This window comes from Parabacteroides faecalis, from assembly GCF_022809355.1.
Lineage (GTDB): Bacteria > Bacteroidota > Bacteroidia > Bacteroidales > Tannerellaceae > Parabacteroides > Parabacteroides faecalis.
Genome location: NZ_JAKZMM010000079.1, coordinates 1 through 9,974, shown reverse-complemented (window position 1 = coordinate 9,974; position 9,974 = coordinate 1). Strand labels below are relative to the sequence as shown.

The window sequence follows — 9,974 nt, the reverse complement described above, 5'->3', positions numbered from 1 at the left end:
CATCAAACTTAGCAAGCTAAGTTCATGCTGCCCCTCGACTTGCATGTGTTAAGCCTGTCGCTAGCGTTCATCCTGAGCCAGGATCAAACTCTTCGTTGTTCAAATTGTTTTTTATGTCTTTGCTCAAGATTCCGTTATTCTTTCAGGTTCAAGTATTTTTTTGACGGTATTCATTCTAAATACTTGTACTACTGTTGTATATGTAAATTTCTCAAAGAACTCTTTTCAATCGCTTCTTTCGAAACGTGGTGCAAAGGTAAGGATTTTTATTTTTATCTTCCAAATTTTTTCGAAGTTTTTTTTCGATTTATTTTTTCGGAAGTTCTTTCGGAACGACCTCTGGACATTCGCTTGGACCTTCCAACCTCATCCCTCGGTTTCTATCTTTCCGAGTTTCCTATCCCCTCTTCCATCATGTCTGCACCGCATCTCTCTCGATTGCGGGTGCAAAAGTACTGCTGTAAAACATATTTTCCAAATGTTTTTCCATCTTTTTTACAACTATTTTTCACTTTCCTTGATTGTCAATGATTTACAAATGCTCTTTTCTCCGTTCTTTTGGCTTGACCCAAAAGAAACAAAAACTCAAGGCTACACTACGAAGGCTACAAATTCTCTTCGCTCCGCTAAAATCCCGGTAACTCGCGCTTCGCGCTCAGACAGCCGGGATTTCTTTACTCTTCACTCGAAATTTACTTTACGCCTTCTCCGTTAGGCCGGTCTTTTCTTACTTCTATTTTCCACCCTTCCTTTTTTATTTCTCCTTCCCTAATTCTCAATTTTCAATTCTCCATTCTCAATTCTCAAAAAGCCTACCTTCTAAAAACAAATAAACGGGAATCGATTTCGATCCTCACTGGATCTGTTTTCGATTCCCGTTAGAATTGGAAATGACATCTACAATATTTATTTCTACAAACAGTCTTTGCTAACTATTAAAAAAGGATAAATTAAATACATAAGGAATATATACATAATATTCTTATGCAATAATCGTTATATTTGTAGTTAAAGAATTTATTCATTCCATAAATCATTAAATCTATGTTTTCTAATGAAATTCTAAAAGGATCTATTCGTCCTCTTATTATTAAATTAATCAAAGAAAATGGTCGTATGTATGGATATCAAATTACTCAAAAAGTAAAAGAGATTTCGTCTGATACCATTATCCTCACAGAAGGAGCTCTTTATCCAGCACTCCACAAATTAGTAAAAGATGGCATTCTGCACGTGGAAACAGAGCAGATTGGTAATCGGGAAAGAAAGTACTATTCGATTCCACCACAACAAGATCGAACGGCTACCGCTAAATTGGAAGAAATAAAACAATCCATACAGATCTTGGCTCAATTGTTCGACATAAAAACAAATCCTATATGATGTTAACTAAAGAGCAGATTCAATTGATTAGAAACTACCTTATAAAAGGTAGAATAGAAAATCACTTGTTTTTTCAAGACATGGTTGATCATATCGCTTGTCAAGTAGAAGATGAAATGAATAACGGAAAATCTTTCAAGGATTCTTTAAATGAAACTCTCAAGCAATACCCTATTGATCAGTTAAAAGAAATCGAATTATTTACTTTAAAAACACTGAATATGGAAACTTCCTTTTCAACACGTACTGCTTTACTTACTATTTTCCCTTTTGTAATGTTCGGATTAACACTTGCCACAGATATGGTAAGTACAATATCTTATTCAGTATATATCACGATGTTCTTAATTTCTATTACACTCATGTTTATAACTTTAGGAATTGGTTGGATAAAGGAATTTCCCCGATGGAGTTTTCCTGCCATTGGATTCTGCCTGCTCTTCTGTTTATTCTTTTCATTCATTCGGATTCCATCATTTTCGGATGACAAATTAGGGATTTGGGCTTGGACTCCATTGCTTACAATCTTACTTGTCAGTTCATTGTTCAACAGATCTATTCAACCGATAAAATCGGTTATACATAAAATAAAAGAAGAACCTAGTTTGATTTTCCTTATCACCTATGGATTTCTTCCTTTCGTGATTTTTCTCCTGATGGACGAAATCCACGCTATAGGCATGTTGCCCAGCTTATTTCTATCCATCGGATGTTTTTGTCTAGGTTTGTATCTTGCACTAAGATGCAAGATATCAAAACATAGGAAAAACTATTTGTTGCTATCCTATATCTTTCCGCTTTCCATTACAATAACTTCTTTCTTGGCTTATTGGAGTTAACACAGACATTCTACCCAATTATCCTTATAAAAGACGAGAGGCAAGATTCGATCCTGCCTCTCATTTTCTATTCACTCTTATATCTATAAAAATCCAATAGACAACCGACGTTTACAAATCAAACCCAATATCTGAACGGAAGTATTTTTTATCGAACTGAAGCGCTTTGGCTCCGGCGAATGATTTAGCCAGGGCTTCTTCTTTGGTCGTTCCATACGAACTTACGGCAATAACACGACCTCCGTTTGTTACAATCTGGCCATCCACTTCTTTTGTTCCGGCATGGAATAAGATATTTTCCGGAGAGATATGATCGAAGCCGGTGATGACTTTTCCTTTCTCGTAGGCTTCCGGATAACCGCCACTAACTACCATAACCGTTACAGCAGCACGCGGATCCTGAATCAGAATACGAGACGCCAAATCACCTTGAGCAACTCCTTCCAACAGTTCTACCAAGTCACTTTGAATGCGCAACATCACAACTTCTGTTTCCGGATCACCCATTCGGCAATTGTATTCAATAACCAGCGGTTCACCTTTCACGTTGATCAGACCTAAGAATATAAATCCTTTATAATCCAGGTTTTCTTGTTGCAAGCCTTCTACTGTCGGGCGGATGATACGTTCTTCTACTTTCTGCATAAAGTCATGATCGGCAAACGGAACAGGAGAAACGGCTCCCATACCACCGGTGTTCAGACCTGTATTTCCTTCGCCGATACGCTTATAATCTTTGGCTACCGGCAGAATCTTATAATCTTTGCCATCTGTTACCACGAATACCGAACATTCAATTCCATCCAGGAACTCTTCGATAACAACCGTTTTACTGGCATCTCCGAACATTCCCTGAAGCATTTCTGCCAGTTCTTTCTTGGCTTCCTCGAGAGAATCAATGATCAATACACCTTTTCCGGCTGCCAAACCATCCGCTTTGAGGACATAAGGAGCAGGCAGTGATTCCAAGAAAGCAAAACCTTCTTCCAGATTTTCGGCTGTGATACTCTTATAACGAGCCGTCGGAATCTGATGACGCATCATGAATGCCTTGGCGAAATCTTTACTTCCTTCCAGCTGAGCACCGGCTTTACTCGGTCCAATCACCGGAATGGCAGCCAACTGCGTATCGTTCTTGAAATAATCATAAACACCTTTTACCAGCGGATCTTCCGGACCAACGACAACCATTTGGATATCATTTGCCAAAACAAAATCCTTGATGGCTGGAAAATCGTCAGCCTTGATGTTCACATTCGTTCCTGTCTGTGCCGTTCCTGCGTTACCAGGAGCAATAAACAGTTTTTCTACTTTCGGACTTTGAGCTATTTTCCAAGCGATTGCATGTTCACGGCCGCCAGAGCCTAATAACAGTATATTCATTTCTTTAAGTTTATTAGTTTCTGAGTTATTTAAGTTTTCCAACTTATCTTATCGTAAATAGTCGTCAAAATAACGGGTTATCTTCTCATGCAGATGCGGGCGATCTTTTCCGATCACATTATGTTCATGCCGCGGATAAACAAAATAATCAGGATATGTATTGGCATCTACACAGGCTTTCAGGAAGCCCAGACTATGTTGCCAAACCACTACCGGATCAATATCTCCATGAATCAGAAGTAAATGTCCTTTCAGGTTCTTCGCTTTCAACTTCAGATTGGAGTTCTTATAACCATCCGGATTTTCCTGCGGCTTATCCATATAACGTTCCCCATACATGATTTCATAATTACTCCAGTCGATTACCGGACCTCCGGCAACACCTACTTTAAATACATCCGGATAAGAACACATCAGGTTCGTTGTCATAAATCCACCAAAGCTCCAGCCGTGAACACCAATCCGGTCAGCATCCACATACGGTTTCGACTTCAGGAATTCCACACCTTTCAACTGATCGGCCATTTCATTGACACCCAGCTGACGATGGATCACACTTTCAAATGCATGTCCGCGATTTGCCGAACCTCTATTATCTACGGTAAAGACCACATATCCGCGACGAGCCATATAAATGTCCCAGCCGCTGACGCCGCCCATCCAACCTCCGGTTACCAATTGTGCATGAGGTCCGCCATATACATATATAATAGTAGGATACTTTTTCGTAGAATCCATATGCAACGGCTTCACCAGGAAATAATTCAAGTCGGTCACACCGTCGGCAGCTTTGATCGTTCCGCGTTCCACTTCCGGCATTTCATAATCTTTATACGGATTTTCGGCCGTCAGTAAAGTAGTTATTTCTTTCTCCTTCTTCGTATCAACCAATACGATCTTACGCGGGATATCCCAAGATGAATAATTATCCAGCAAATACTTACCCGAACCACTCAACTGCGTATTATGTACTCCTGTCAACACCGCATCCTTGGCCAGACAAGTAGATTTGCCTTTCTTCAGGTTTAATGACCAAGTCTTGACACTCAAAGGTCCATGATCTGGTCCGAAAGAACTGATCGGAGAAGGCTGAGTAGAAGAGATAAACAAGTTCTCTCCTTTTTCATCAAAGCCCAGGACGTCCATGACAACCCACTCACCTTTCGTCAGTTGTTTCTGCAACTCACCTTTTGTATTGTATAGATACAGATGATTATAGCCATCCCGTTCGCTCTGCCAGATAAACTGATCCGGCTGATTCGGCAAGAAAAGCAACGGATGCTGCGGTTCCACATAATGTTCATCCTTCTCCGTGAACAAGACACCTTCTTTCTGTCCTGTCACTGCCGAATAGCAAACCAGGTTCATCTCATTCTGTTCCCGGTTCAATTCCGCAATATAAATATGCTGTTCGTCCGGACTCCAGGAGATGTTCGTCAGGAATTTCTCCTTCGGTGTACCCGTTTTCAACCAGATTGTCTTTCCGGTTTCCAACTGATAGACACCCACTGTCACATGATGACTCTTCATACCGGCCATCGGATAACGGCGCGGCTCTACTTTGGCACAACGCGCGTCGATATTGACAATCGGATATTCCGTCACCATACTTTCATCCATCCGGTAGAAAGCCAGGGCAGAACCTTTGGGCGACCAGAAGGTTCCCTTATGAATACCAAATTCATTCTGATGAACCGACTGTCCGCAGACGATGCCATCGGCCGTCTCGTTCGTCACGTCAGTCACCTGATTCTCCGGAGAAAGGATCTTCAGGTTATTTCCTTCCGTAAATGCCAGATACCGGTTTTCCGGGCAGAAATCATAATTCTCCCATTTCGGCTGTAACGTATAATCGGCTACAATCTTCTTTGTTGCATAATCATAATGATACAAATGCTTATTGGCCATAAACGACAGTAATGACTGTCCCGCATAAGGAACAGAGAAACGGGGCAACGAACCGACTTTCTTCTGTCCGGCCGCTTCGAGCGCTTCATTCAGTCCTGCTTTCGTCAGCAACACCGACTTTTTCCACTTCGGCGCCTCGCTTGTCCATACCGTATCTCCTTTCGCATACAGATAAGCATCACCGTTCCACTGCAACTGCGACAGATTTTTCGGAACGAACTTAGCATAATTCTTACCACCCGGGATCAGATCCTGCAACGTCAAATCCTTTTGCTGCGCCATCAATGCCATAGGAAGAAAAAGAATTCCGATAAGCCAATACTTAATCTTCATAGAAACGTCCTTTCTTTTTACCGCCAAACGAGGACTTCTTATCCAGGCGCTTCCGGTCGCTGTTGTCCCGATAACGCATCTTTGCCGGACGCTTTTCGTTAAACCGGCCGCCGTAATCCTCATCCTCATCCCGATGAGCGGCTGCAAAACGACGTTCCGGACGATCAACCTTCTTCCGCTTGAAATCGCCGGATTTATTATCCCGCTGGCTATTTGTCTTTGTATGTTTTTTCTCTTCTGCCTGGTTCGTCTTGAATTCCTTCTTCGTGCCTTCGAACATTTCATAGCAACGATATTCACAGCTCAACGAACCATTCATCAGTTTCATCTTTTCAGACGGATGCAGACCGATCTTGTCGAAACACTCTTCCTTGTAACTCAAGATCCAGGCTTTATAGCCCATGAAGACATGCTTCAGACGTTCCCCGATCATGCTGTACAAGCCCAGCAGATCCCGGCTGGAAATACGCTCGCCGTACGGAGGATTCGTCACCAGAATACCCGGCTGCGGCGCCTCTGTATACTGCTGGAACGGTTTGGTCTCCAATTCAATATATTTCATCAGACCAGCACTGCGGATATTTTCGCGGGCAATATCGATGGCCTGCTGCGAGATATCCGAGCCATAACACTTAAACGTAAATTCGCGTTCCTGGCTGTCATCATTATAAATCTGATCGAACAGATCGGCATCATAATCGACCCATTTCTGGAAAGCAAATTCCTTCCGGTGAATACCCGGCGCAATGTTCAGGGCAATCATGGCAGCCTCGATCAGCAGTGTACCCGAACCACACATCGGATCTACGAAATTCGATTCGCCTTTCCAGCCTGTCTTCAGGATCATGCCGGCAGCCAGCACTTCATTCAGCGGAGCCTCCGTCTGATCCACCCGATAACCGCGCTTATGCAGGCTTTCACCCGAGCTGTCGATCGACAAAGTACAGTCGTTATGTGATATATGTATATTAATGTATAAGTCCGGATTGTTCACACGAACCGACGGACGTTTATGGAACTTCTCGATAAAATAATCCACAATAGCATCTTTCGTTCGATAGGCAACAAATTTAGAATGGTTGAAATCTTCCGAATAGATCACAGAGTCGATGGCAAAAGTCTTATCCAGCGTCAGATACTTTTCCCATTCCACTTTCATCACTTCCTTATACACCGTATCGGCATCTTTCGCTTTGAAGTGATAGATTGGTTTCAAGATACGCAAAGCCGTACGACAGCAGAAATTTGCCTTATACAATAACGCCTTGTCTCCTGTAAACGAAACCATACGGCGGCCTATCTGCAAATCGTTGGCACCCAAAGCTAATAATTCGCCGGCCAAAATTTCTTCCAACCCATACAGGGTTTTGGCCACCATTTCAAATGTCTCTCCCATTTTGTTACTAAAAATTGGCTAACAGGACTCTTGACTTGAAGAGCCACTGCCATGTTGTTGTTAATCTGTTATATTGTTAAACTAATATTATCTTGTTTCCCGTTCACTTATGCTTTGTCAACTCTGTTGATATACCGACTCGCCAGCCGCCACATCCCGGGTTAACCACACATTACCAAAGATCGTTGCTCCGTCGCCCACATGAATATGTCCCAACAACGTTGCATTCGAATAGATAGTTACATGGTCTCCTACGATCGGATGCCGGTCAACACCGCGAATCGCATTGCCATTCTCATCCGGAGGGAACTTTTCTCCGGCCAAACTTACTCCCTGGAAAATACGGACATAATTACCAATCACACTTGTTTCGCCAATCACCGTTCCGGTACCATGGTCGATCGAAAAGTGATGCCCAATCCTGGCTCGCGGATGAATATCAATACCCGTTTCCGAATGAGCCAGTTCTGTTATGATTCGAGGAATATAAGACACACCCAACTGATCCAATTGGTGTGCGATACGATAATTACAAATGGCACGGAATCCGGGGTAACAGAAAATAACCTCTCCCAAATTCTGTGCGGCAGGATCACCATTGTAAGTAGCTTCGGCATCCGTTGCCAACAAATAACGCAACTGCGGCAGCGAAGCAATAAATTGTTCTGAAAGCACAACAGCCTCTGTCTCCAGCCGGTCTGCACAAGCTTCACACGAGGTCTCGGCAAAACACAGTCCGGCATGAATCTCTTTCGCCAGCAAACTATGCAGCGTTTCCACCAATACACCCAAATGATACCGGATTGTCTGTTTATTAATCCGGGCAGAACCATAATAACCGGGGAATAAAATAGCACGACATAAATCAACAATGCGCTTTAGCATCTCTCCTGAAGGCAAAGCCTCTTCATCACGACGGCTATGAAACAGCGACTGATAAGAAGCCTCATCAGATAATTCGAGAACGGTTCGGCTGATTATACTGCTATGCTGTTGCTGTGCGTCCATGTAGTATTATCTCATACCCTTTTACCACAGGATAGAAACTCTAAAGTCCATTGTGGCAGGTTTTTCCTGTACCTTGAAATCGTTATATGTTGCATAAAAAGCCACATAACCCGGACTTACATCATACGTATAAGTTTCAGTCCATTGATTTCCCTTAGCATCTTGCCGATGCAATACATAAGGCAGCGGAGTCATAGTTTCAATATCTCCTACCTGAGTAAACAAATATCCCAGGACAATACCTTCTTCATAGACATAATCCGTTAATTCGTCCCATTGGAATTCATACATATAATACGGATCTCCGTCCATATTGTTGATCAACTGCCAGTCTTCACTTTTTACAGTAAAAGTAATATTCTTCCACCCCTCAACAACACCGTCGCCACTTCCGGCAGGTCCTTCCGGACCCATTGGACCTTCGGGGCCCATTGGTCCTTCACAAGCCGTAAAAGCTACCAGCAACATGAGTAATCCAATAATCTTTTTCATCTGTTCCAAACTTATGATACTATGATAGTTTGCAAATGTAATAAACTTTTAGAAATGAAAAACGAATTGCCGGTTTATTTTTCTTTCCAAATTTCGTGTGTTATAATTCATTTGTTAACTACAAAATCTTTGTTCGCCCATGGCGAACATATATTCTGCGTCGGAGAATATATATTCACCAAGGGCGAATATATATTCAGCGTGAGCGAACAAAATAAAATTCACCTGTTCTTCCATAAAACAAAAGCACATACAGGAAAAGAATCGATTAGCCTTTTATTTAGGGCCGGAATAGTGAATGAAAGTTAATAATTAAAATTTACTTGCGCATAAAAATATTTTTACTGTTATTTGTCCTACAAATACAACAAATAGTAAATAATATAAATCTAATCATATAATGAATACACTTAAAATAGATAATCATCCTATAACTTTAGTAGATCAAGTAGAAGACAAACTTCTAACCTACATAAAGGAGAAGAACTTAAAGATTGGAGATCCGATACCTAATGAATCAGAACTGGCAGCTGCATTAGGGGTAGCTCGAAATGTATTACGGGAAGCCCTCAGTAGATTAAAAATGATGGGGATGATCGAATCTCGAACAAGAAGAGGTATGACGCTCAAGGAACCTTCTATTTTAGGAGGAATGAAACGCATCATCGACCCTAGAATCTTAAGTGAAGAAACTCTCTTTGATATATTAGGATTTAGAATAGCCCTTGAAATCGGACTTTGCAGTGATTTGTTTAAAAAAATTACAACCCAGGATATTGAAGATTTAGAAGAAATAGAAAAAATGGGAATTGCTTTTGGTAATAATGAATATGCACCGATCAGCGAATATTCCTTTCATGCAAAATTATATGAAATAACAGGAAATAGAACAATATCCGAATTTCAAAGTATTATTCATCCTGTTATGAATTTTGTTAAAGACAAATTCAAAGATTTATTAAGTCCTATCAATGCGGAAATAGAAAAAAAAGGAGAACTGGTCACTCATGCAGACCTGTTAACCTTTATCAAAAAAAAAGATGAAGACGGATTCAGAAAAGCTTTAGAGAAACATTTTGCTGTTTACAAAATATTCATGGACAAACATAAATAAAATTATAAACCTAAAATCCGCAACTATCATCCAATACACGATTAAGGGTAGATTTATGAGTCGTTAGTAGCAGCTTTCAGTAAAAAGCAACAGCACAACATCAATATGTAGCCACCAT

General features: G+C 41.2%; 8 protein-coding genes and 1 rRNA gene. 3 read left to right on the top strand and 6 right to left on the bottom strand.

Annotation, left to right across the window (positions count from 1 at the left end; translation table 11 throughout):
- Nucleotides 1-99: ribosomal RNA gene (locus tag MUN53_RS17610) — 16S ribosomal RNA — on the bottom strand; the annotation flags it as partial.
- A gap of 945 nt (nt 100-1,044) precedes the next feature.
- Here MUN53_RS17610 and MUN53_RS17605 point away from each other — a divergent pair.
- Both MUN53_RS17605 and MUN53_RS17600 read left to right on the top strand, forming a co-directional pair.
- Entirely contained in the window at nt 1,045-1,383 is a 339-nt protein-coding gene (locus MUN53_RS17605) for a PadR family transcriptional regulator (protein WP_243326694.1), read from the top strand.
- Nucleotides 1,380-2,222: a hypothetical protein gene (locus MUN53_RS17600; protein ID WP_243326693.1), complete on the top strand. Its 843-nt coding sequence runs from the start codon at nt 1,380-1,382 to the stop codon at nt 2,220-2,222. Before MUN53_RS17605 ends, MUN53_RS17600 begins: the two co-directional genes overlap by 4 nt.
- Nucleotides 2,223-2,333: 111 nt before the next feature.
- Here MUN53_RS17600 and purD read toward each other — a convergent pair whose 3' ends face one another.
- The 5 genes from purD to MUN53_RS17575 form a co-directional block, all read right to left on the bottom strand.
- Nucleotides 2,334-3,605, bottom strand: a complete 1,272-nt coding sequence (purD, locus tag MUN53_RS17595; protein ID WP_243326691.1) for a phosphoribosylamine--glycine ligase — start codon at nt 3,603-3,605, stop codon at nt 2,334-2,336.
- A 48-nt stretch (nt 3,606-3,653) separates the two neighbouring features.
- Nucleotides 3,654-5,846: a S9 family peptidase gene (locus tag MUN53_RS17590; protein ID WP_243326690.1), complete on the bottom strand. Its 2,193-nt coding sequence runs from the start codon at nt 5,844-5,846 to the stop codon at nt 3,654-3,656.
- A complete protein-coding gene (locus MUN53_RS17585) occupies nt 5,836-7,242 on the bottom strand; it encodes a THUMP domain-containing class I SAM-dependent RNA methyltransferase (RefSeq protein ID WP_243326689.1) in 1,407 nt (468 codons plus the stop codon). Before MUN53_RS17585 ends, MUN53_RS17590 begins: the two co-directional genes overlap by 11 nt.
- Before the next feature lie 117 nt (nt 7,243-7,359).
- On the bottom strand, nt 7,360-8,250 hold the full coding sequence (locus tag MUN53_RS17580) for a serine O-acetyltransferase (RefSeq protein WP_243326687.1): 891 nt from the start codon (nt 8,248-8,250) through the stop codon (nt 7,360-7,362).
- 21 nt (nt 8,251-8,271) lie between these two features.
- A complete protein-coding gene (locus tag MUN53_RS17575; protein WP_243326685.1) occupies nt 8,272-8,742 on the bottom strand; it encodes a hypothetical protein in 471 nt (156 codons plus the stop codon).
- A gap of 400 nt (nt 8,743-9,142) precedes the next feature.
- On the opposite strand from MUN53_RS17575, the gene MUN53_RS17570 reads away from it, so the two are divergent.
- Nucleotides 9,143-9,856 carry a FadR/GntR family transcriptional regulator gene (locus tag MUN53_RS17570; RefSeq protein ID WP_243326683.1) on the top strand — a complete coding sequence of 238 codons (714 nt, stop codon included), beginning with the start codon at nt 9,143-9,145 and terminating at the stop codon, nt 9,854-9,856.
- The last annotated feature ends 118 nt before the right edge of the window (nt 9,857-9,974 follow it).

Bases quoted from the DNA above. Each gene is read 5' to 3' on its own strand.
- MUN53_RS17605 (WP_243326694.1), top strand. From the start codon at position 1,045: ATGTTTTCTAATGAAATTCTAAAAGGATCTATTCGTCCTCTTATTATT.
- MUN53_RS17600 (WP_243326693.1), top strand. From the start codon at position 1,380: ATGATGTTAACTAAAGAGCAGATTCAATTGATTAGAAACTACCTTATA.
- purD (WP_243326691.1), bottom strand. From the start codon at position 3,605: ATGAATATACTGTTATTAGGCTCTGGCGGCCGTGAACATGCAATCGCT.
- MUN53_RS17590 (WP_243326690.1), bottom strand. From the start codon at position 5,846: ATGAAGATTAAGTATTGGCTTATCGGAATTCTTTTTCTTCCTATGGCA.
- MUN53_RS17585 (WP_243326689.1), bottom strand. From the start codon at position 7,242: ATGGGAGAGACATTTGAAATGGTGGCCAAAACCCTGTATGGGTTGGAA.
- MUN53_RS17580 (WP_243326687.1), bottom strand. From the start codon at position 8,250: ATGGACGCACAGCAACAGCATAGCAGTATAATCAGCCGAACCGTTCTC.
- MUN53_RS17575 (WP_243326685.1), bottom strand. From the start codon at position 8,742: ATGAAAAAGATTATTGGATTACTCATGTTGCTGGTAGCTTTTACGGCT.
- MUN53_RS17570 (WP_243326683.1), top strand. From the start codon at position 9,143: ATGAATACACTTAAAATAGATAATCATCCTATAACTTTAGTAGATCAA.